This window comes from Cedecea sp. AS113, assembly GCF_037152415.1.
Lineage (GTDB): Bacteria > Pseudomonadota > Gammaproteobacteria > Enterobacterales > Enterobacteriaceae > Cedecea.
Window position 1 is genome coordinate 142,399 of record NZ_JBBCMI010000008.1, and the last position, 20,536, is coordinate 162,934.

A 20,536-nucleotide genomic window follows, 5' to 3' on the forward strand; every position below is an offset into this window, starting at 1 on the left:
GCCCGTTAGCATTTACTTATAGACCGGCAGGACGTCGAAGGTAGACAAGATGTGTACCAGCGCATTGCCCACGCCAAAGATCAGAATCAGGACGATCATCGGCTTGCCACCCCAGACGCGGAATTTCGGGCTGCCAAAGCGTTTACGTGATTTTCTCGCCAGCAGCGCAGGGACAATGGCCGCCCAGATCGTCGCCGCCAGTCCCGCATAGCCAATCGCATACAGGAAGCCGTTCGGCCACAGCAGGCCACCGACAATCGGCGGGACGAAAGTCAGCAGTGCCGTTTTCAAACGCCCCAGTGCGGAATCGTCAAACCCAAACAGATCCGCCAGGTAATCGAACAACCCCAGCGTGACGCCGAGGAATGAGCTCGCCACCGCAAAGTTCGAGAACACCACCAGTAACAAATCCAGGCTTCGGCTGTTGAGCACGCCGCTCAGCGCCTGCACCAGCACGTCAATGTTGCCGCCCTTCTCCGCGATGCCAATAAACTCAGGGCGTGGAATATTCCCCATCGTTCCCAGCAGCCAGATGGTATAGAGCCCCAGCGCCATCAGCGTGCCGTAAACCAGGCAGCGAATAATGGTGCGAGGATCTTTGCCGTAATACTTCATCAGGCTAGGTACATTGCCGTGATAGCCAAAAGAGGCCAGGCAGAACGGCAGCGTCATTAATAAATAGGGCGTGTAGGAGGCATTGCTCTCCGCCACGTTAAATAGCGTTACTGGCGTGACGTGCCCAAGCAGGCTGCCGAAGGTCAGGAAGAAAGTGATGACTTTGGCACCAAGCACAATGGCCGTCATGCGGCTAACCGCTTTGGTACTCAGCCAGACGATAAACGCCACAGCCAGCGCAAAGACCAGCCCCGCCAGACGAGCCGGCACGTCCAGCGACATCTCTGAAAACGTATGATGCAGGATGGAGCCGCTGGCAGAAATATAGGCGTAAGTCAGGATATAAAGCACAAACGCAATCGACAGGCCGTTGATCGCGTTCCAGCCGCGCCCCAGCAGATCTTTAGTGATAGTGTCGAAGCTGGAGCCGATGCGGTAGTTCAGGTTCGCCTCCAGGATCATCAGCCCGGAATGCAGCATGCAGAACCAGGTGAAGACCAGCGCAGCCAGCGACCAAAAGAACCAGGCCCCCGACATCACCACCGGGAGCGAAAACATCCCTGCACCAATGATTGTCCCACCGATGATCATCACCCCGCCAATTAACGAAGGCTTTGTGCCGGGGGCGGTTAACGTTGTCATATCGAATCCCTGAAAAACTGAGCACGACGAAATTGTCTTATGCGGTTCATTGTACCAGTACATGAGTACAAAAGGGATAAAAAAAACCCCGATTGCAATAACCGGGGCTTTTATCACTGCCGTTTAAAAATAATACGGCAGATTATAGGTCAATTATGCATCACCGAAGCGACGACGAGCGGTTGCAGCTCCGTCTTCGCGACGCGGGCCACGACCACCTTCACGGCGTTCACCGCTGAAGCTACGGCCAGCACCGGCACCAGCGCCTTCGCGACGTGGGCCACGACCGCCTTCACGACGCTCGCCGCCGAAGCCACGGCCACCGCCGTCACGACCGCCGCGGCGTTCGCCACTGCGCTCTGGACGAGGCTGCGCGTCACCCAGCAGTTGCATATTCATCGGCTTGTTCAGAATACGAGTGCGGGTAAAGTGCTGCAGAACTTCACCCGGCATGCCTTTCGGCAGCTCGATGGTGGAGTGGGTCCCGAACAGCTTGATGTTACCGATGTAACGGCTGCTGATGTCGCCTTCGTTAGCGATAGCGCCAACGATGTGACGAACTTCAACCCCATCATCACGGCCCACTTCAATGCGGTACAGTTCCATATCGCCAGCATCACGACGTTCGCGACGCGGACGATCTTCACCACCACGCTCTGGACGGTCGCCACGTGGGCCACGGTCATTACGGTCGCCGCGACGTTCGAAGCGATCGTCACGCTCTTTGAATTCGCGACGTGGGCGCATCGGTGCATCTGGTGGCAGGATCAGAGGACGTTCACCCTGAGCCATTTTCAGCAGTGCTGCAGCCAGCGTTTCGATGTCCAGCTCTTCTTCAGCGGAAGGCTGAATTTTTGCCAGCAGGCCGCGGTACAGATCCAGATCGCTGCTTTCCAGCTGCTGCTGAACTTTAGCGGCGAATTTAGCCAGACGACGCTCACCCAGCAGATCTGCGTTTGGCAGTTCTACTTCAGGAATCGTCAGCTTCATGGTGCGTTCGATGTTGCGCAGCAGGCGACGCTCGCGGTTCTCAACGAACAGCAGCGCACGGCCAGCACGGCCAGCACGACCGGTACGGCCGATACGGTGAACGTAAGACTCGGAGTCCATCGGGATGTCGTAGTTAACAACCAGGCTGATACGCTCCACGTCCAGGCCACGGGCCGCAACGTCGGTGGCGATCAGGATATCCAGACGACCATCTTTCAGGCGCTCCAGGGTCTGCTCACGCAGCGCCTGGTTCATGTCACCGTTCAGCGCGGCGCTGTTGTAACCGCTACGCTCCAGCGCTTCAGCCACTTCCAGAGTCGCGTTTTTGGTACGAACGAAGATAATCGCCGCATCAAAGTCTTCTGCTTCCAGGAAACGAACCAGCGCTTCGTTTTTACGCATGCCATAAACAGACCAGAAGCTCTGGCTGATGTCCGGGCGAGTAGTCACGCTGGACTGAATGCGCACTTCCTGAGGATCTTTCATGAAGCGACGGGTAATACGACGAATCGCTTCCGGCATGGTGGCAGAGAACAGCGCGGTCTGATGTTCAGCCGGGATCTGCGCCATGATGGTTTCAACGTCTTCGATGAAGCCCATACGCAGCATTTCGTCCGCTTCGTCCAGGACCAGACCCTTCAGGCCGGACAGGTTCAGAGTGCCGCGTTTCAGGTGGTCAAGCAGACGCCCTGGGGTACCCACAACAATCTGTGGTCCCTGACGCAGAGCGCGCAGCTGCACGTCATAACGCTGACCGCCGTAAAGGGCAACAACGTTCACGCCGTGCATGTGTTTAGAGAAATCCGTCATGGCTTCAGCAACCTGAACCGCCAGTTCGCGGGTCGGGGCCAGCACCAGGATTTGCGGTGCTTTCAGCTCAGGATCGAGGTTGTTCAGCAGCGGCAGAGAGAACGCTGCGGTTTTACCACTACCGGTCTGGGCCATACCCAGAACGTCGCGGCCATTCAGCAGGTGTGGGATACACTCAGCCTGAATGGGTGATGGCTTTTCGTAGCCCAGATCGTTCAGGGCCTGAATGATGGAGGCGTGCAGCCCCAGATCAGAAAAAGTGGTTTCGATGATATCAGTCATGTAGTACATGTGCCTCGTTGATGGCGGCCAGTCTACGTAACTCATCGTGAAATTGATCTGCAATTTTCATTGAAAAGTGTGAACCGGCTCAAATTTGATTGATTAACGAACAAAAACGCCCTCACCCGTGAAGGTGATGACTTTAGTTAAAAAGTTTATGGGACGATCGTTGTTCGTCAGCTATTGCTGGTCCGATTCTGCCAGGTCGTCTTGCTCCTGGCCCAAGAGCGCTAATTCCAACAATGCATAACGATGCTCAACGTAGTTGTGTACGTTGTTAGCAACCGCTAACTTGAACAGTGCCTTGGCGCTGTCCTTATCCCCCAGACTTAGGTAGTACTTACCTAAATAGAAGTTGGTTTCACTGAGATGCTCAGCGAGCGAGGTGTTATCCGTTGCGTCCGCCTTGAGGCGTTCCATTAGCTCTTTTTCGCTAATGTTGCCCAGGTAGAACTCGACAATATTCCATCCCCATTGCTCTCTATCCGATTTCTCGAGACGCTGTTGTAGCGCCACTTTGGCCTGTTTTTCGTCCAAATTGCGTTCAGCAATATAGAGCCACAGGCTACGGAAAGGATCGTTGGGATCGTCTTGATAAAACGCCAGCAGATCATCTTGCGCTAAACGATAACGACCACCGTAATAGAGGGCGATACCGCGATTTAAGTGCGCGTAGTTGTAAGTTGGATCAAGCTCAAGTACAGAATCAAACGCTTCATAGGCAGCATCAAAATTGCCTGCCTGCGTTAAATAAATGCCTAAGTAATTGAATACTTCAGGCATATCGGGACGGATGGCCAGCGCTTGTGAAAAATCATTCCGCGCCAGAGCCCTCAGACCGAGGCTATCATACAACACTCCGCGCTCATATAAAAGCTGTGCGCGTTCGTCATCGGTTAAAGCCCGACTGGCAAGTATTTGTTCCATGCGTGCCAGAATCACTTCCTGCTGCAGCGTAGGCTGCAATGGCACCGCTAATACTTCGTTCTTACGCCAGGCAGAGTTGCTGCATCCGGCCAGCGTGATAGCTGTCGCAACGAAACACCAGCGCAAAAAAGGCTTCATTTCCTACTCCCGAAGACAACAAATGGATGAACGTCCTGTCCCCCGGCTGCAAACGAGACATCCTGTCCCGTAACAAACAGCTCTCCATGTCACCATGGAGAGCTTAATTGGCAAACCTTACTCAGCTTCTGGCGCGGCTGGTGCTGCACCTTCTGCCGGAGACTGCTCGGTTGCTTCTTTAATGCTTAAACGGACGCGGCCCTGACGGTCAACTTCCAGTACTTTCACCGGAACTTCCTGACCCATCTGCAGATAGTCAGTCACTTTCTCTACGCGCTTGTCGGCGATTTGAGAGATGTGAACCAGACCTTCTTTACCGCCGCCGATAGCAACAAACGCACCGAAATCAACGATACGAGTGACTTTACCGTTATAGATACGGCCCACTTCGATTTCCGCGGTGATCTCTTCGATACGACGGATAGCGTGTTTCGCTTTGTCGCCGTCGGTCGCTGCGATTTTAACGGTACCGTCATCTTCGATTTCGATGGTGGTGCCGGTTTCTTCAGTCAGCGCACGAATTACAGCCCCACCCTTACCGATCACGTCTTTGATCTTGTCTGGGTTGATTTTAATGGTGTGAATACGTGGTGCGAACTCAGAAATATCGCCACGCGGTGCGTCGATAGCCTGCTCCATCACGCCCAGAATGTGCAGACGCGCACCCTTAGCCTGGTTCAGAGCCACCTGCATGATTTCGCGGGTGATACCTTCGATTTTGATATCCATCTGCAGCGCAGAGATACCTTCACGGCTACCGGCTACTTTGAAGTCCATGTCACCCAGGTGATCTTCGTCACCCAGAATGTCGGACAGAACAACAAAGTTGTCGCCTTCTTTCACCAGGCCCATCGCGATGCCCGCAACGGCGGCTTTGATTGGCACACCAGCGTCCATCAGTGCCAGAGATGCACCGCACACAGAGGCCATGGAAGAAGAACCGTTAGATTCGGTGATTTCAGAAACCACACGAACGGTGTACGGGAATTTGTCAGCTTCTGGCATAACGGCCAGAACGCCACGCTTCGCCAGACGGCCGTGACCAATTTCACGACGCTTAGGCGAACCTACCATCCCGGTCTCGCCTACGGAGTACGGAGGGAAGTTGTAGTGGAACAGGAAGCTGTCAGTGCGCTCGCCCATCAGCTCGTCCAGCGTCTGTGCGTCACGTGCAGTACCCAGCGTGGCGGTAACCAGCGCCTGAGTTTCACCACGAGTGAACAGTGCAGAACCGTGAGTGCGCGGCAGAACACCAGTACGCACGTCCAGACCACGAATCATGTCTTTTTCGCGGCCATCGATGCGCAGTTCACCAGCCAGGATGCGGCTACGAACAACGTTTTTCTCGATAGCGTGCAGAATGTCAGACAGTTCAGCGGCATCCAGAGATTCGTCTTCTGCGGTCAGCGTCGCGATAACGTCAGCTTTGATGACGTCAACCTGTGCATAACGCTCTTGCTTCTCAGTGATGCGGTAAGCATCGCTCAGACGGGATTCAGCCAGCGCGGCAACGCGCGCATTCAGCGCTTCGTTCACGGCCTCAGGCTGCCAGTCCCAACGTGGTTTGCCGGCTTCGGCAACCAGCGCGTTGATTTCTTTGATGACAACCTGCTGCTGATCGTGACCGAAGACAACGGCACCCAGCATCTGGTCTTCGCTCAGCAGTTCAGCTTCGGATTCAACCATCAGCACTGCGCTTTCGGTACCGGCAACAACCAGATCCAGCTTGCTGGTTTTCAGTTCTTCAGCGGTCGGGTTCAGCACGTACTGGTCATTGATGTAACCCACACGAGCGGCACCGATTGGGCCGTTAAACGGAATACCGGAAAGGCTCAGTGCTGCAGAAGCACCGATCATGGCTACGATATCAGGGTGAACCTGTGGGTTAACGGAGACAACGGTGGCGATAACCTGCACTTCGTTGACGAAACCTTCAGGGAACAGCGGGCGAACCGGGCGGTCAATCAGACGCGCAATCAGGGTTTCCCCTTCGCTTGGACGGCCTTCACGACGGAAGAAGCTACCTGGGATACGACCAGCAGCGTAGGTACGCTCCTGATAGTTAACGGTCAGCGGGAAGAAGTCCTGGCCTGGCTTGGCTTTTTTCTGGCCAACAACGGTAACGAATACCGCGGTGTCATCCATGCTTACCATTACAGCAGCGGTAGCCTGGCGAGCCATCATGCCGGTTTCAAGCGTGACCGTATGCTGGCCATACTGGAATTTACGAACGATCGGATTCAGCAAAATAAGATCCTTTAAAATGACGGGCAGCACGTGGCTTCACGCGCCGCCGTTGGTACCCGACCTTCATCGCATCCTCGCGACTAATGACAATCCTAACCCGCTCTGACGGGTAAAGCCTCTCATTAGCCGCGCGAACCTCTGCAATAAAGATCACACTCAGCAACAATACATTAGTTTCCATAGAATTGCTGCCGTCTGGTTGAAAAAAGGGGCCCTTACAGGCCCCTTTTTCTGAAACTCGCAAGAACTAGCGACGCAGACCCAGGCGCTCGATCAGGCCAGTGTAACGTGCTACATCTTTACGTTTCAGGTAGTCGAGCAGTTTACGACGCTGAGAAACCATACGCAGCAGACCACGACGGCTGTGGTGATCTTTTTTGTGCTCTGCAAAGTGACCCTGCAGGTGGTTAATCTGTGCAGTCAGCAGTGCAACCTGAACTTCGGTAGAACCGCTGTCGTTAGTACCACGACCAAACTCGGAAACGATTTTAGCTTTAGCTTCAACGCTTAGAGACATTTTCAACTCCAACATTATAGATAAATAAACAGGGTGCCGATCTCTAATTCAGCAACCCCAGTGCACGCCTGAACCGTTTGTTAAACAATCGGCCAGCCGTTAAGCCGCGCTATTTTACCTGTAGCGCCCTTTTACCGCAAGGTAGCGGCAAAAGTCAGACGGGATATTCGACGACCAGACGACGCGGAGCAACCCGGCCCTCGCCATCGATTTCACCCATACCGATGAATTTCTTCTCTTCGCCTTCGGTGACGCGCACCAACCCTTCGGCCTGAACGCCTGCCACCCGAACTGGATTACCGTTTTTAAAGTAGACGGCAACTTCAGGCAGCAAATTCACCAGCGGGAAATCGGAGGCTGGGCTGTCCATCGGCATCAGCAGCGGATCCAGCATTTCCGCTGGCTCGCGCCCCTGCCGATGTGCCTGTTCTACCAGCTCATTAAGCTGCTCCAGAGTGACCATCCGCTCAATCGGATATTTACTTACAGCCAGACGACGCAGGAAGATAACATGCGCCCCACAGCCAAGTTTTTCACCGAGATCGTCAACGATCGTACGAATGTACGTTCCCTTAGAGCAATGGACTTCCAGCTCCAGTTCATCCCCTTCATGGCGAATAAACAACAGCTCGTACACCGTGATTGGGCGAGCTTCACGTTCAACCTCAATCCCCGCGCGCGCGTATTCGTACAGGGGCTTACCCTGATGCTTAAGCGCAGAGTACATCGATGGAACCTGCTCGGTATCCCCGCGGAAGCTCTCCAGCGCGGCAGCAAGCTGCTCGGTGCTAAAGTTAACCGGGCGCTCCTGAACCACAATGCCGTCGGCATCTGACGTGTCCGTGCGCTGCCCAAGTTTGGCAATCACGCGATAACGTTTGTCGGAGTCCAGCAGGTACTGGGAGAACTTCGTCGCTTCACCAAGGCAAATCGGCAGCATACCGGTCGCCAGCGGATCCAGCGCCCCGGTATGACCCGCGCGGTTCGCGTTATAAAGACGTTTTACTTTTTGCAGTGCGTCGTTGGACGAAAGGCCCTGAGGCTTATCGAGCAACAGTACACCATGAATATCACGACCGCGACGACGAGGACGACTCATCAATCCTCCTTGCTGTCGTCCGTATTCACGCGACGCTCGTCATCATGACGGATGACATTGGAAACCAGGTTAGACATGCGCATCCCTTCAACCAGCGAGTTATCGTAGAAGAAGGTCAGCTCAGGCACGATGCGCAGACGCATTGCCTTGCCAACTAAAGTTCGGATATAGCCCGACGCGTCCTGCAGAACTTTGATGCCTTCTTTGATGGCATCTTCGTCTTTGTCGTTCAGGAAGGTCACAAATACTTTGGCATACGCCAGGTCACGGGAGACTTCGACCCCAGAAACGGTAGTCATCATGCCCAGACGCGGGTCTTTAATTTCACGCTGCAGGATAATGGCAATTTCTTTCTGCAATTCCTGAGAAACGCGCTGCGGGCGACCAAATTCTTTCGCCATAATAATTTCTCCAGACAAAACGGGGGGCACACGGCCCCCCTAAGATAGTTGATGCGGTACGGCTATCAGGAGATGGTACGCTTGATCTCGATAATTTCGAAGACTTCGATCATATCGCCCACGCGCACGTCGTTGTAGTTCTTAACGCCGATACCACATTCCATACCGTTACGGACTTCGCTTGCGTCATCTTTGAAGCGGCGCAGGGATTCCAGCTCGCCTTCATAGATAACCACGTTGTCGCGCAGTACGCGGATTGGGTTGTGACGTTTCACCACACCTTCGGTAACCATACAGCCAGCAATCGCGCCAAACTTCGGTGATTTGAAGACATCACGAACTTCAGCCAGGCCGATGATCTGCTGTTTCAGCTCTGGAGACAGCATACCGCTCATCGCCGCTTTCACTTCGTCGATCAGGTTATAGATGACGGAGTAGTAACGCAGATCCAGGCTTTCTGCTTCAATCACGCGGCGCGCAGACGCATCAGCACGGACGTTGAAGCCAACCAGAATGGCGTTGGATGCTGCAGCCAGCGTTGCGTCAGTTTCGGTGATCCCACCCACGCCGGAACCGATGATTTTAACTTTAACTTCATCGGTAGACAGTTTCAGCAGGGAGTCGCTGATTGCTTCCACAGAACCCTGAACGTCTGCCTTCAGCACGATGTTCACTTCGGACACTTCGCCTTCGGTCATGTTGGCGAACATGTTTTCCAGTTTGGATTTCTGCTGACGAGCCAGTTTCACTTCACGGAATTTACCCTGACGATACAGAGCAACTTCACGAGCTTTCTTCTCGTCACGAACAACGGTCACTTCGTCACCCGCGGCAGGCACGCCGGACAGGCCGAGGATCTCAACTGGAATAGAAGGACCCGCTTCGGTCACTTCACGCCCCATCTCGTCACGCATCGCACGTACACGGCCGTATTCGAAGCCACACAGAACGATATCGCCTTTGTTCAGAGTACCTTCACGCACAAGAACGGTAGCAACCGGACCACGACCTTTATCCAGGAAGGATTCGATGACCACGCCGCTTGCCATACCTTTACGGACGGCTTTCAGCTCCAGAACTTCGGCCTGCAGCAGGATTGCATCCAGCAGGTCGTCGATACCGGTACCGGCTTTTGCAGAAACGTGGATGAACTGGCTTTCGCCGCCCCACTCTTCCGGCATGATGCCATACTGGGACAGTTCGTTTTTAACGCGATCCGGATCCGCTTCTGGCTTATCGATTTTGTTCACCGCGACAACTACCGGTACCTGCGCCGCTTTTGCGTGCTGGATAGCTTCAATAGTCTGTGGCATTACGCCATCATCGGCAGCAACAACCAGAACAACGATATCCGTTGCCTGAGCACCACGAGCACGCATAGAAGTAAATGCTGCGTGACCTGGGGTATCCAGGAAGGTAACCATTCCGTTGTCGGTTTCTACGTGGTAAGCACCGATGTGCTGGGTAATACCACCCGCTTCTCCGGAGGCAACTTTAGTAGAACGAATGTAGTCCAGCAGAGAAGTTTTACCGTGGTCAACGTGACCCATGATGGTCACAACCGGTGCACGGGTTTCTGCCGCAGCGCCGGTGTCACGGTCGCTCATTACCGCTTCTTCCAGCTCGTTCTCACGACGCAGGATAACTTTGTGGCCCATCTCTTCAGCAACCAGCTGAGCGGTTTCTTGATCGATAACCTGGTTGATGGTCGCCATTGCGCCCAGCTTCATCATCGCTTTGATGACCTGAGAGCCTTTAACGGCCATTTTGTTAGCCAGTTCAGCAACGCTGATGGTTTCACCAATCACAACGTCACGGTTAACGGCCTGTGCTGGCTTGGTGAAGCCCTGCTGCAGGCTGCTTGGCTTACGCTTACCTTTGCCACCGCGAACGGCTGCACGAGCTTCTTCACGGTCAGCTTTAGACTCGCCGTGCTTACCGCCAGCTTTTTTCTGACGCGGCGCTTTAGCTGCAGTACGACCACGACCACGACCGCCTTCAACTTCACGATCGTTTTCGTCTTCTGCCTGACGAGCGTGCTGGGAAGTGGTGACGTGATAGTCAGACTTATCGTCTTCCACCTTCTCCTGCTCTTCCCAAACGCCAGCGTTAGCTTCAGCCATTTTACGGGCTTCTTCCGCCACGCGACGGGCATCTTCTTCGAGTTTGCGACGGGCTTCTTCTTCAGCTTTACGCTTCAGTTCAGCAGCTTCCGCTTCACGGCGAGCCTTCTCGGCGTGGGCGGCTTTCGTCATTTCATCAGTTTGTTGATTGCTCACTTTGTCTTTTTCCGCAGCTTCACGTTTCGCTTTATCAGCGGCTTCGCGCTTAGCTTGTTCTTCAGCTTCACGCTTAGCTTTATCTTGTGCCGCACGTTTGGCAGCTTCCTCTGCCTCACGCTGGGCTTGCTCTTCCGCTTCACGCTGCGCCTGTTCTTCCGCAGCAAGGCGTTCTGCCTCTTGCGGATCACGTTTCACAAAGGTGCGCTTCTTGCGGACTTCGATTTGTACCGATTTACTTTTCCCACCGGTACCTGGAATGTTTAAAGTACTGCGCGTTTTGCGCTGTAAAGTCAACTTGTCTGGGCCTGAACCATGTTCGTGGTTCAGGTGAGCCAGCAGCGTTTGTTTCTCTTGCGCCGAAACGGAGTCATCAGCAGACTTCGGGATCCCTGCATCAGCAAATTGCTGTACCAGGCGGTCCACGGAGGTCTGAATCTCTGCGGCCAGCGCTTTTACGGTTACATCTGTCATGCTGTTCCTTCCTGCTACAGTTTATTACGCTTCGCCGCCAAACCAGCAAATGTTACGCGCTGCCATGATCAACTCGCCGGCTTTCTCATCCGTTAAGCCTTCGATATCAGACAGGTCGTCAACACCTTGCTCGGCAAGGTCTTCCAGCGAGCTAACACCACGAGCAGCCAGTTTAAAGGCCAGCGGGCGATCCATCCCTTCGAGGTTCAGCAGATCCTCAGTAGGTTTTTTATCGCCAAGGCTCTCTTCTTGTGCCAGAGCCAGTGTGGTGAGCGCGTTTTTAGCGCGATCGCGTAATGCTTCCACGGTATCTTCATCAAGGCCGTCGATTTCCAGCAGCTCTTTCATTGGCACATAGGCCAGTTCTTCAAGCGTGGAGAAACCTTCTTCGACCAACACGGTGGCGAAATCCTCGTCAATATCGAGGTATTTGGTAAAGGTATCAATAGCCGCATGCGCTTCAGCCTGATGTTTAGCCTGCAGGTCATCAACGGTCATAACGTTGAGTTCCCAGCCGCTCAGCTGTGATGCCAGGCGAACGTTCTGACCGTTACGGCCAATGGCCTGTGCCAGGTTGCCTGCCTCTACCGCGATATCCATCGTATGTTTGTCTTCGTCGACAACAATGGATGCTACGTCGGCCGGTGCCATTGCGTTGATAACAAACTGCGCCGGGTTGTCGTCCCACAGCACGATATCAATACGCTCACCGCCTAACTCAGTAGAAACCGCCTGAACGCGCGCCCCGCGCATACCAACGCAAGCACCGACCGGGTCGATACGTTTGTCGTTTGTTTTCACGGCGATTTTGGCGCGAGAGCCCGGATCGCGTGCGGCGGCTTTAATTTCGATAACTTCTTCACCGATTTCCGGCACTTCAATGCGGAACAGTTCGATCAGCATTTCAGGTTTGGAACGGCTAACGAACAACTGCGCACCGCGAGCTTCAGGACGTACTGCGTAAAGCACGCCGCGAATGCGGTCGCCCGGGCGGAAGTTTTCACGTGGCAGCATATCTTCACGCAGAATCACAGCTTCAGCGTTGCCGGACATGCCTTCCGATTTCAGTTCAAGGGAGATATTGTCGCGGTTAACTTTTTTCACTACACCGGTAACAATCTCACCTTCCTGATCGCGGAACTGATCTACTACCATCGCACGTTCGGCTTCGCGAACCTTCTGCACGATAACCTGCTTCGCAGTTTGAGTGGTGATACGGTCAAAGGTGACGGACTCAATTTCGTCTTCAACGTAATCGCCGAGGCCGAGAGCCGGATCTTCAAACTGAGCCGCTTCGAGAGTGATTTCACGCGTAGGTTGAGTGACTTCTTCAACGATAACCCAACGGCGGAAGGTATCGAAATCACCGCTTTTGCGGTCGATCTCAACGCGAACGTCAATTTCTTGCTCGTATTTTTTCTTGGTCGCCGTTGCCAGCGCACTTTCCAGCGCTTCGAAAATCTTCTCACGCGGCAGCGCTTTTTCGTTGGAAACTGCTTCAACAACAGCCAAAATTTCTTTGTTCATCCTGGGTTTTCACCTCAATCCAAACTATTAAAAGTGGGGTACCAGGTTCGCTTTCTGGATGTTGCTCAGCGCGAACACTTCGTCTTTTCCTTCGACCGTTACCGTGATCATCTCACCGTCTACGGCTTTAATAATACCCTGCCATTTGCGGCGGTTTTGCACAGCCATACGCAATACAATGCTCACTTCTTCGCCGGTAAAACGAACGTAGTGTTCTGCGGTGAACATTGGGCGATCGAGGCCAGGTGAGGACACTTCCAGGTTATAGGCCACGGTGATGGGATCTTCGACATCCAGTACGGCACTGACCTGGTGACTGACATCAGCACAATCATCAACATTGATGCCATCTTCACTATCAATATAGATGCGCAGCGTAGACGTGCGGCCCCGAACGAATTCGATGCCTACAAGTTCATAGCCCAGTGCTTCGACCGGTGCTGAAATCATCTCTGTTAATTTTTGCTCTAATGTGGACAAGCCCACCCCCAAGACATAAAAAAAGGGCATATAGCCCAGTTATTCTAAAGTCAGATAACAAAAAACCCCGATAAATCGGGGCTTTATATAACTGAACCCTGTATGCCGCAACTGCGGCCCGGACACCGTCCAGGAGAATTTTTTTCTAAATTCTTCGCGAAGGCACCGAAACTGGTGTTCACAGTATATTTGAAAAAGAACTCTCAGGGAAAGTGGTTGCGGGGGCCGGATTTGAACCGACGACCTTCGGGTTATGAGCCCGACGAGCTACCAGGCTGCTCCACCCCGCGTCCGAAAACGTGGCAAATACTACGCCAGAATTGCATTAAATGCAAGAATTGCTAGGATTTGGTACCGAGGACGGGACTTGAACCCGTAAGCCCAATCGGGCACTACCACCTCAAGGTAGCGTGTCTACCAATTCCACCACCTCGGCACTCTTTGAACACGGTAACCTTCATGTCACCGCATTGAAGTTGACAAACTTACTGCGGGATATCGCTGCTCGGCTTGGTAGGTGCCGCTGGCGCAGTCTGCTCAGTTTGTGCTGGCTGACTTAAATTTTCCCACTCGCTTCCTTTACTGGTTTTGTTGGTGCTGAGGTTACCCAGAACCAGGCTCAGAATAAAGAACAACGTTGCGAGCACACCGGTCATGCGGGTCATGAAGTTACCAGAACCACTTGAACCGAATAACGTAGCGGAAGCGCCTGCTCCGAAGGAGGCTCCCATATCAGCGCCTTTACCTTGCTGCAGCATGATAAGACCGACAAGGCCCAACGCTACAATAAGGAAAACAACCAAAAGAGCTTCGTACATAATCAACCTGTTCCTTGCGGGGTTACCGCACGCCAATTGCTTCAAACCAGTTAAGCGGATACGTTTGTCATTACCCACTGAAGCGGGTGAGAATACTAACCAAAGCCAGACTGGTGCGCAAGGGCAATTTATTAACAATGCACTGACTGCGGAAAAAAACAGCAAACAAGTAATTTCCACCAAAGAAACAGGCGGCAACTGCGGCCTTTTCAATCAGTTTGCGAAGAAAAAATATTAAACGGCCTTCACTGCGTCTGCGATCTGATGAGCAAACGCGGTAACCTGGGCTTCATCTTCACCCTCGACCATCACGCGAATGAGTGGCTCCGTTCCGGATTTACGCAGCAACACCCGGCCACGGCTGCCCAATGCAGCTTCCACTTCAGCCGTAACGCGCTTAACCTCTTCGTTTTCAAGCGGATCGCCGTTGCCTGCGGTAAAGCGAACGTTAACCAGAATCTGCGGGAACAATTTCATTCCGCTGCAGAGATCGTGCAGGCTCATATGGTTACGAACCATTGCGGTAAGCACTTGCAAACCTGCGACTATGCCGTCACCGGTGGTGGTTTGGTCCAGCAGAATGACGTGACCGGAGTTTTCAGCCCCAATTCGCCAGCCTTTCTCCTGCAGTTTTTCCAGAACATAGCGGTCGCCAACTTTCGCGCGGGCAAAGGGAATACCCAACTGCTTCAGCGCGACTTCAAGTCCCATATTACTCATTAGCGTACCCACGGCACCGCCGCGAAGCTGCCCCTGACGTAATCCTTCCCGGGCAACGATATAAAGGATCTGATCGCCATCGACTTTAAGGCCCTGGTTATCCACCATAATTACCCGGTCGCCGTCGCCGTCAAACGCGATGCCTAGATCGGCGTTTTCCGCCAGCACGCGCTCTTGCAGCATACGCACATCGGTCGCACCGCATTTTTCATTAATATTCACCCCATCCGGCTCACAGCCGATGGCAATGACTTTTGCACCCAGTTCACGCAATACATTCGGGGCAATGTGGTAAGTCGCGCCGTTGGCGCAGTCTACGACGATTTTAAGGCCATTAAGGCTCAGTTCGTTCGGGAACGTGCCTTTGCAGAATTCAATATAGCGCCCTGCTGCATCGACAATACGGCTGGCTTTACCCAACTCCGCCGAATCCACGCAGGTGATCTCTTTTTCCATCTCCGCTTCAATAGCTTCTTCGACCTCATCCGGCAGTTTAGTCCCGTCGATCGAGAAGAATTTTATACCGTTATCATAGAACGGGTTGTGTGAGGCGGAGATAACAATCCCGGCTTCAGCGCGGAATGTACGAGTTAAATAAGCAACTGCAGGCGTAGGCATTGGACCAGTAAACGAAGCAGACAACCCGGCTGCAGCCAGACCTGCTTCCAGTGCAGATTCCAGCATGTAGCCGGAAATACGCGTGTCCTTACCGATAATAATCTTACGCGAACCATGACGAGCCAGGACTTTACCCGCAGCCCAGCCAAGCTTCAGAACAAAATCAGGGGTAATAGGTGCATCGCCCACGCGACCACGGATACCATCGGTGCCAAAATATTTACGGTTACTCATAGTATTTGTTTTCCTTCACTGAAAGCGTAGCTTCGACCACGCGCATAGCTTCAACAGTCTCTTTTACGTCATGAACGCGAAGAATTTGAGCCCCCTGCATCGCAGCAATCACCGCGCAGGCAAGGCTACCGCTCAGGCGCTGATCCGGGCCAACATTAAGCAGTTGCCCGACCATCGATTTACGGGACATGCCTACCAGTAGCGGCATACCGTAGTGATGAAATTCCGAAAGGCGGGCCAATAACTGATAATTGTGGGTGAGATTCTTACCGAAACCAAAGCCCGGGTCGAGCAGCAATTTATCTTTTGAAATCCCTGCGGCTTCACAGCGGGCAATGTGCTCCACAAAAAAGCGATTCACATCGGCAAATACGTCATCGTACTGTGGTGCCTGTTGCATCGTTTTCGGTTCGCCCTGCATATGCATCAGGCAAACAGGGAGCCCCGTTTCCGCAGCGGCAGCTAGCGCACCGGGCTCCGTTAAGGAACGAATATCGTTGATAAGATGCGCCCCTACTCGTGCAGATTCGCGAATAACTTCGGCTTTCGATGTATCCACTGAGACCCAGACTTCAAACCGTTGAGCGATCGCGTCGACCACCGGAATAACGCGCTCAAGTTCTTCTTCTGTGCTCACCTCTGCCGCGCCAGGCCGGGTTGACTCTCCGCCAACGTCGATGATTGTCGCCCCGGCATTGATCATCGCATTTGCATGCTTGAGGGCCTCAACCAGGGAATTGTGCTGACCACCGTCGGAAAAGGAGTCCGGCGTGACGTTTAAAATCCCCATGACGTGAGGATGCGAGAGATCCAGCGTGGAGCCTTGCGCGGTGAGTTTCATTCTTCTTCCTTTGCGTTCGTCTTAGGCTGTACAAAAACAAAAACCCCGGGGCAGGCCCGGGGTTTATAGATTACTGCAAAAACATCTCGGTGAGCGTCTTATTTGTCGCCCAGTTGCTCAGACATCGTGTTGCCCGGATTTGGCGTACGTGGTTCATCAACCGGACGCGGCGCATTCGGGGTACCGTTGTTGTCAGAGTTATTGTTGTTTTTGCTCGCATCTTCCCAACCTGCTGGCGGACGAACTTCACGGCGCGCCATCAGATCGTCAATCTGCGGGGCATCAATGGTTTCATACTTCATCAATGCGTCTTTCATGGTGTGCAGAATATCCATGTTCTCATTCAGCAACTGGCGAGCACGGGCATAGTTGCGTTCAATCAGGGATTTAACTTCCTGATCGATGATACGCGCAGTCTCATCAGACATATGCTTCGCTTTTGCCACTGAACGGCCCAGGAATACTTCACCGTCTTCTTCCGCATACAGCAGCGGGCCAAGTTTGTCGGAGAAGCCCCACTGAGTCACCATGTTACGAGCCAGGTTAGTCGCTACTTTAATGTCGTTCGACGCACCGGTAGAAACATGTTCTGCCCCGTAGATAATCTCTTCAGCCAGACGACCGCCATACAGCGTGGAAATCTGACTTTCCAGTTTCTGACGGCTGGCACTAATTGCGTCGCCTTCAGGCAGGAAGAAGGTCACACCCAGGGCGCGGCCACGAGGGATAATCGTTACCTTATGGACCGGATCGTGCTCCGGTACCAGGCGACCGATAATCGCATGGCCTGCTTCGTGATAAGCGGTCGATTCTTTCTGCGCTTCCGTCATCACCATGGAGCGGCGTTCTGCCCCCATCATGATTTTGTCTTTCGCTTTCTCGAATTCAACCATCGACACCACACGCTTGTTACCGCGAGCAGCAAACAGCGCAGCTTCGTTTACCAGGTTAGCCAAATCGGCACCAGAGAAGCCAGGTGTACCACGAGCGATAATTGCGGCATCGATGTCCGGTGCAAGCGGTACGCGACGCATATGAACTTTCAAGATTTGCTCACGGCCACGAACATCTGGCAGACCCACGACAACCTGACGGTCGAAACGACCAGGACGCAGCAGCGCAGGGTCAAGCACGTCAGGACGGTTAGTTGCCGCAATAACGATGATCCCTTCGTTACCTTCAAAGCCATCCATCTCAACCAGCATTTGGTTCAGGGTTTGCTCACGTTCGTCGTGACCACCGCCCAGACCAGCACCACGCTGACGACCTACGGCATCGATTTCATCGATGAAGATAATACAAGGTGCCGCTTTTTTGGCCTGTTCGAACATGTCACGCACACGGGATGCACCAACACCAACGAACATTTCAACAAAGTCAGAACCGGAAATTGTGAAGAACGGTACTTTCGCTTCGCCAGCAATCGCTTTTGCCAACAGCGTTTTACCCGTACCCGGAGGGCCGACCATCAGGACACCTTTCGGGATTTTACCGCCCAGTTTCTGGAAGCGGCTCGGCTCACGGAGGTATTCAACCAGCTCACCCACCTCTTCTTTCGCTTCATCACAGCCAGCGACGTCAGCAAAGGTGGTTTTGATTTGGTCTTCCGTTAGCATGCGCGCCTTGCTCTTACCGAACGACATGGCACCTTTGCCACCGCCGCCCTGCATTTGACGCATAAAGAAGATCCAGACCCCAATCAGCAGCAGCATTGGGAACCAGGAAATGAAGATAGTTGCCAGCAGACTTTGCTCTTCAGGCGGTTCGCCCACAACTTTCACGTTCTTGGTAATCAGATTATCAAGCAGCTTGGGATCATTAACGGGGATGTAAGTCGTGTATCGGTTACTATCTTTCTTGGTAACGTTGATTTCACGTCCGTTGATGCGCGCTTCGCGAACCTGGTCCTGATTAACTTCAGACAGGAAAGTGGAGTAATCCACCCTACGGCCATTTGACTCGCTGGGCCCAAAGCTCTGGAATACAGACATTAGCACAACGGCAATGACCAGCCAGAGTATTAGGTTTTTCGCCATGTCACTCAAGGGATTAACCTCATATTACAACTGTGTTAACAAACAGCGTCAGGGTACTATAGTTTGCGCCCGGTCGCTACAATGTACACTTCACGTGAGCGGGCACGAGAAGAGTCCGGTTTACGAACTTTAACCGTCGTAAACAGGGAGCGAATTTCTCGCAGGTATTCATCGAAACCTTCGCCCTGAAACACTTTCACTACAAAACTACCGCCCGGCGCCAGCACGTCCCGACACATTTCCAGTGCCAGTTCAACCAAGTACATAGCGCGGGGAATATCGACTGCCGGTGTCCCGCTCATGTTTGGCGCCATATCTGACATGACAACCTGCACTTTACTGTCACCAACACGTTCCAGCAGGGCCTTGACGACTAATTCATCACGAAAATCGCCCTGAAGGAAGTCCACACCAACGATAGGATCCATTGGTAAAAGATCGCAAGCGATGATTCGCCCCTGATTCCCGATTTGCGTCACGACATATTGTGACCACCCGCCGGGTGCAGCACCAAGATCAACAATAGTCATTCCTGGCTTAAAAAGTTTGTCACTTTGCTGTATTTCATCAAGTTTAAACCAGGCACGGGACCGCAACCCCTTTTTCTGTGCCTGTTGAACATATTTATCGCTAAAGTGTTCCTGCAGCCAGCGACTGGAGCTGGCAGAACGCTTCTTACCTGTCATCTCAATATCCAACTTTGTTCATCGTGAATAGCAGGCTAACTAACAATCAGCACAGCCGATTTGGCGATACACTGGAGATGGCGGTAGAATGAACCGTTTTCAATCCCAACGTAAGCAAAAAATACGATGAATCTGAGTACTAAACAAAAACAGCACCTAAAAGGTCTGGCCCATCCGCTCAAGCCGGTGGTTATGCTTGGCAATAATGGTTTGACCGAAGGGGTACTGGCCGAGATTGAACAAGCGCTTGAGCACCATGAATTAATCAAGGTGAAGATCGCAACGGAAGATCGCGAAACCAAAACCTTAATTGTGGATGCCATCGTGCGGGAAACCGGCGCCTGTAATGTACAGGTCATCGGTAAAACGCTGGTGCTCTACCGCCCTTCTAAAGAGCGTAAGATTTCTCTGCCGAAATAAGCAGAGGTGTGCAAAATGCCACGCTATGTTCGTTGATAAAAGGCCGCTATGCGGCCTTTTTCTTTTCTTTACAATACGCCAACCCTTTAGCCAGCGTAGTAAAAATTACAAATATTCTACTTTTAAGATTTCGAATTCGACATCACCGCCCGGCGTGCGAATTACGACAACATCGTCGCATTCCTTGCCCACAAGACCGCGAGCAATAGGCGAGTTTACAGAAATAAGATTCTTTTTAAAATCAGCCTCATCGTCGCCAACGATGCGATAAGTAAGCTCTTCATCACTGTCCAGGTTCAATACTGTTACGGTAGTACCAAAGATCACACGGCCGTTATTTGGCATTCTTGTGACGTCGATCACCTGAGCATTAGAAAGCTTCGCTTCGATATCCTGGATGCGGCCTTCGCAAAAGCCCTGTTGCTCACGCGCGGCATGATATTCAGCGTTTTCTTTCAGATCGCCATGCTCGCGAGCTTCAGCAATCGCAGCAATGATTTCAGGGCGACGAACGGACTTCAGGAAATCCAGTTCTTCGCGGAGTTGTTCAGCGCCACGTAAGGTCATCGGAATAGGTTGCATTTGTTATACCTCTTAAAATCAGTCCTCTGCAGCAGGGTAAACACCGTGCTGGCTTAAGAGCATGGCCGGTAACGCAAGTCTCTCCGGCAACAAATAAAAGAAAACCGACCCGGGGTAATGACTCCAGGTCAGTAACAGTTTTCAAATTGACCG

At 52.9% G+C, this 20,536-nt stretch carries 19 protein-coding genes and 2 tRNA genes; 2 read left to right on the plus strand and 19 right to left on the minus strand.

The features are described 5' to 3' along the window. Nucleotides 1-12: 12 nt before the first annotated feature. From mtr to secG, 14 genes are all read right to left on the minus strand, one after another. Entirely contained in the window at nucleotides 13-1,257 is a 1,245-nt protein-coding gene (mtr, locus tag WFN87_RS11865) for a tryptophan permease (protein WP_336982908.1), read from the minus strand. Nucleotides 1,258-1,410: 153 nt separating this feature from the next. After that, on the minus strand, nucleotides 1,411-3,339 hold the full coding sequence (locus WFN87_RS11870) for a DEAD/DEAH family ATP-dependent RNA helicase (RefSeq protein WP_008454769.1): 1,929 nt from the start codon (nucleotides 3,337-3,339) through the stop codon (nucleotides 1,411-1,413). Further along, a complete protein-coding gene (yrbN, locus tag WFN87_RS11875) occupies nucleotides 3,332-3,409 on the minus strand; it encodes a protein YrbN (RefSeq protein ID WP_099458804.1) in 78 nt (25 codons plus the stop codon). The genes WFN87_RS11870 and yrbN overlap by 8 nt, the downstream gene beginning before the upstream one ends. 110 nt (nucleotides 3,410-3,519) lie before the next feature. Then, nucleotides 3,520-4,404 (minus strand): lipoprotein NlpI, encoded by an 885-nt coding sequence (gene nlpI / locus WFN87_RS11880; protein ID WP_008454770.1) that lies wholly within the window; start codon nucleotides 4,402-4,404, stop codon nucleotides 3,520-3,522. A gap of 117 nt (nucleotides 4,405-4,521) precedes the next feature. Beyond that, nucleotides 4,522-6,651 carry a polyribonucleotide nucleotidyltransferase gene (pnp, locus tag WFN87_RS11885; protein WP_008454773.1) on the minus strand — a complete coding sequence of 710 codons (2,130 nt, stop codon included), beginning with the start codon at nucleotides 6,649-6,651 and terminating at the stop codon, nucleotides 4,522-4,524. A 247-nt stretch (nucleotides 6,652-6,898) separates the two neighbouring features. Beyond that, complete coding sequence (gene rpsO / locus WFN87_RS11890) at nucleotides 6,899-7,168, minus strand: 30S ribosomal protein S15 (protein WP_008454776.1); 270 nt, start codon at nucleotides 7,166-7,168, stop codon at nucleotides 6,899-6,901. A 154-nt stretch (nucleotides 7,169-7,322) separates the two neighbouring features. Further along, complete coding sequence (truB, locus tag WFN87_RS11895) at nucleotides 7,323-8,267, minus strand: tRNA pseudouridine(55) synthase TruB (RefSeq protein ID WP_336982907.1); 945 nt, start codon at nucleotides 8,265-8,267, stop codon at nucleotides 7,323-7,325. Then, nucleotides 8,267-8,668, minus strand: coding sequence for a 30S ribosome-binding factor RbfA (gene rbfA / locus WFN87_RS11900; protein WP_008454782.1), 402 nt, complete (start codon nucleotides 8,666-8,668; stop codon nucleotides 8,267-8,269). Before rbfA ends, truB begins: the two co-directional genes overlap by 1 nt. A gap of 65 nt (nucleotides 8,669-8,733) precedes the next feature. Continuing rightward, on the minus strand, nucleotides 8,734-11,421 hold the full coding sequence (gene infB, locus WFN87_RS11905; protein ID WP_166877795.1) for a translation initiation factor IF-2: 2,688 nt from the start codon (nucleotides 11,419-11,421) through the stop codon (nucleotides 8,734-8,736). A gap of 24 nt (nucleotides 11,422-11,445) precedes the next feature. Next, on the minus strand, nucleotides 11,446-12,948 hold the full coding sequence (nusA, locus tag WFN87_RS11910; protein ID WP_008454785.1) for a transcription termination factor NusA: 1,503 nt from the start codon (nucleotides 12,946-12,948) through the stop codon (nucleotides 11,446-11,448). 27 nt (nucleotides 12,949-12,975) lie between these two features. Beyond that, nucleotides 12,976-13,428: a ribosome maturation factor RimP gene (gene rimP / locus WFN87_RS11915; protein ID WP_008454786.1), complete on the minus strand. Its 453-nt coding sequence runs from the start codon at nucleotides 13,426-13,428 to the stop codon at nucleotides 12,976-12,978. A gap of 213 nt (nucleotides 13,429-13,641) precedes the next feature. Further along, nucleotides 13,642-13,718, minus strand: a tRNA-Met gene (locus tag WFN87_RS11920). Between the two features lie 59 nt (nucleotides 13,719-13,777). Then, nucleotides 13,778-13,864: transfer RNA gene (locus WFN87_RS11925), tRNA-Leu, on the minus strand. Nucleotides 13,865-13,913: 49 nt separating this feature from the next. Then, complete coding sequence (secG, locus tag WFN87_RS11930; RefSeq protein ID WP_038478508.1) at nucleotides 13,914-14,246, minus strand: preprotein translocase subunit SecG; 333 nt, start codon at nucleotides 14,244-14,246, stop codon at nucleotides 13,914-13,916. Between the two features lie 64 nt (nucleotides 14,247-14,310). On the opposite strand from secG, the gene WFN87_RS11935 reads away from it, so the two are divergent. Beyond that, the gene (locus WFN87_RS11935) at nucleotides 14,311-14,484 is read left to right on the plus strand and encodes a hypothetical protein (RefSeq protein ID WP_336982906.1); all 174 of its coding nucleotides are present in this window, start codon (nucleotides 14,311-14,313) and stop codon (nucleotides 14,482-14,484) included. Here the strand turns inward: WFN87_RS11935 and glmM are convergent. The 4 genes from glmM to rlmE all read right to left on the minus strand — a co-directional run bounded on the left by glmM (nucleotide 14,481) and on the right by rlmE (nucleotide 19,381). Continuing rightward, the gene (gene glmM, locus WFN87_RS11940) at nucleotides 14,481-15,818 is read right to left on the minus strand and encodes a phosphoglucosamine mutase (protein WP_336982905.1); all 1,338 of its coding nucleotides are present in this window, start codon (nucleotides 15,816-15,818) and stop codon (nucleotides 14,481-14,483) included. The genes WFN87_RS11935 and glmM overlap by 4 nt on opposite strands. After that, nucleotides 15,811-16,659 carry a dihydropteroate synthase gene (folP, locus tag WFN87_RS11945; RefSeq protein WP_336982904.1) on the minus strand — a complete coding sequence of 283 codons (849 nt, stop codon included), beginning with the start codon at nucleotides 16,657-16,659 and terminating at the stop codon, nucleotides 15,811-15,813. The genes glmM and folP overlap by 8 nt, the downstream gene beginning before the upstream one ends. A gap of 98 nt (nucleotides 16,660-16,757) precedes the next feature. Beyond that, nucleotides 16,758-18,695 (minus strand): ATP-dependent zinc metalloprotease FtsH, encoded by a 1,938-nt coding sequence (gene ftsH / locus WFN87_RS11950; RefSeq protein ID WP_166877784.1) that lies wholly within the window; start codon nucleotides 18,693-18,695, stop codon nucleotides 16,758-16,760. 56 nt (nucleotides 18,696-18,751) lie between these two features. Further along, a complete protein-coding gene (gene rlmE, locus WFN87_RS11955; protein WP_008454794.1) occupies nucleotides 18,752-19,381 on the minus strand; it encodes a 23S rRNA (uridine(2552)-2'-O)-methyltransferase RlmE in 630 nt (209 codons plus the stop codon). A gap of 126 nt (nucleotides 19,382-19,507) precedes the next feature. On the opposite strand from rlmE, the gene yhbY reads away from it, so the two are divergent. Continuing rightward, nucleotides 19,508-19,801: a ribosome assembly RNA-binding protein YhbY gene (gene yhbY / locus WFN87_RS11960; protein WP_008454796.1), complete on the plus strand. Its 294-nt coding sequence runs from the start codon at nucleotides 19,508-19,510 to the stop codon at nucleotides 19,799-19,801. A 105-nt stretch (nucleotides 19,802-19,906) separates the two neighbouring features. On the opposite strand, the gene greA is transcribed toward yhbY, so the two are convergent. Continuing rightward, entirely contained in the window at nucleotides 19,907-20,383 is a 477-nt protein-coding gene (gene greA / locus WFN87_RS11965; RefSeq protein ID WP_008454799.1) for a transcription elongation factor GreA, read from the minus strand. Nucleotides 20,384-20,536 lie beyond the last annotated feature (153 nt).

Coding starts and splice junctions, on each gene's coding strand:
- mtr (WP_336982908.1), bottom strand. CDS start 1,257: ATGACAACGTTAACCGCCCCCGGCACAAAGCCTTCGTTAATTGGCGGG.
- WFN87_RS11870 (WP_008454769.1), bottom strand. CDS start 3,339: ATGACTGATATCATCGAAACCACTTTTTCTGATCTGGGGCTGCACGCC.
- yrbN (WP_099458804.1), bottom strand. CDS start 3,409: ATGAAAATTGCAGATCAATTTCACGATGAGTTACGTAGACTGGCCGCC.
- nlpI (WP_008454770.1), bottom strand. CDS start 4,404: ATGAAGCCTTTTTTGCGCTGGTGTTTCGTTGCGACAGCTATCACGCTG.
- rpsO (WP_008454776.1), bottom strand. CDS start 7,168: ATGTCTCTAAGCGTTGAAGCTAAAGCTAAAATCGTTTCCGAGTTTGGT.
- truB (WP_336982907.1), bottom strand. CDS start 8,267: ATGAGTCGTCCTCGTCGTCGCGGTCGTGATATTCATGGTGTACTGTTG.
- rbfA (WP_008454782.1), bottom strand. CDS start 8,668: ATGGCGAAAGAATTTGGTCGCCCGCAGCGCGTTTCTCAGGAATTGCAG.
- infB (WP_166877795.1), bottom strand. CDS start 11,421: ATGACAGATGTAACCGTAAAAGCGCTGGCCGCAGAGATTCAGACCTCC.
- nusA (WP_008454785.1), bottom strand. CDS start 12,948: ATGAACAAAGAAATTTTGGCTGTTGTTGAAGCAGTTTCCAACGAAAAA.
- secG (WP_038478508.1), bottom strand. CDS start 14,246: ATGTACGAAGCTCTTTTGGTTGTTTTCCTTATTGTAGCGTTGGGCCTT.
- glmM (WP_336982905.1), bottom strand. CDS start 15,818: ATGAGTAACCGTAAATATTTTGGCACCGATGGTATCCGTGGTCGCGTG.
- folP (WP_336982904.1), bottom strand. CDS start 16,659: ATGAAACTCACCGCGCAAGGCTCCACGCTGGATCTCTCGCATCCTCAC.
- ftsH (WP_166877784.1), bottom strand. CDS start 18,695: ATGGCGAAAAACCTAATACTCTGGCTGGTCATTGCCGTTGTGCTAATG.
- rlmE (WP_008454794.1), bottom strand. CDS start 19,381: ATGACAGGTAAGAAGCGTTCTGCCAGCTCCAGTCGCTGGCTGCAGGAA.
- yhbY (WP_008454796.1), top strand. CDS start 19,508: ATGAATCTGAGTACTAAACAAAAACAGCACCTAAAAGGTCTGGCCCAT.
- greA (WP_008454799.1), bottom strand. CDS start 20,383: ATGCAACCTATTCCGATGACCTTACGTGGCGCTGAACAACTCCGCGAA.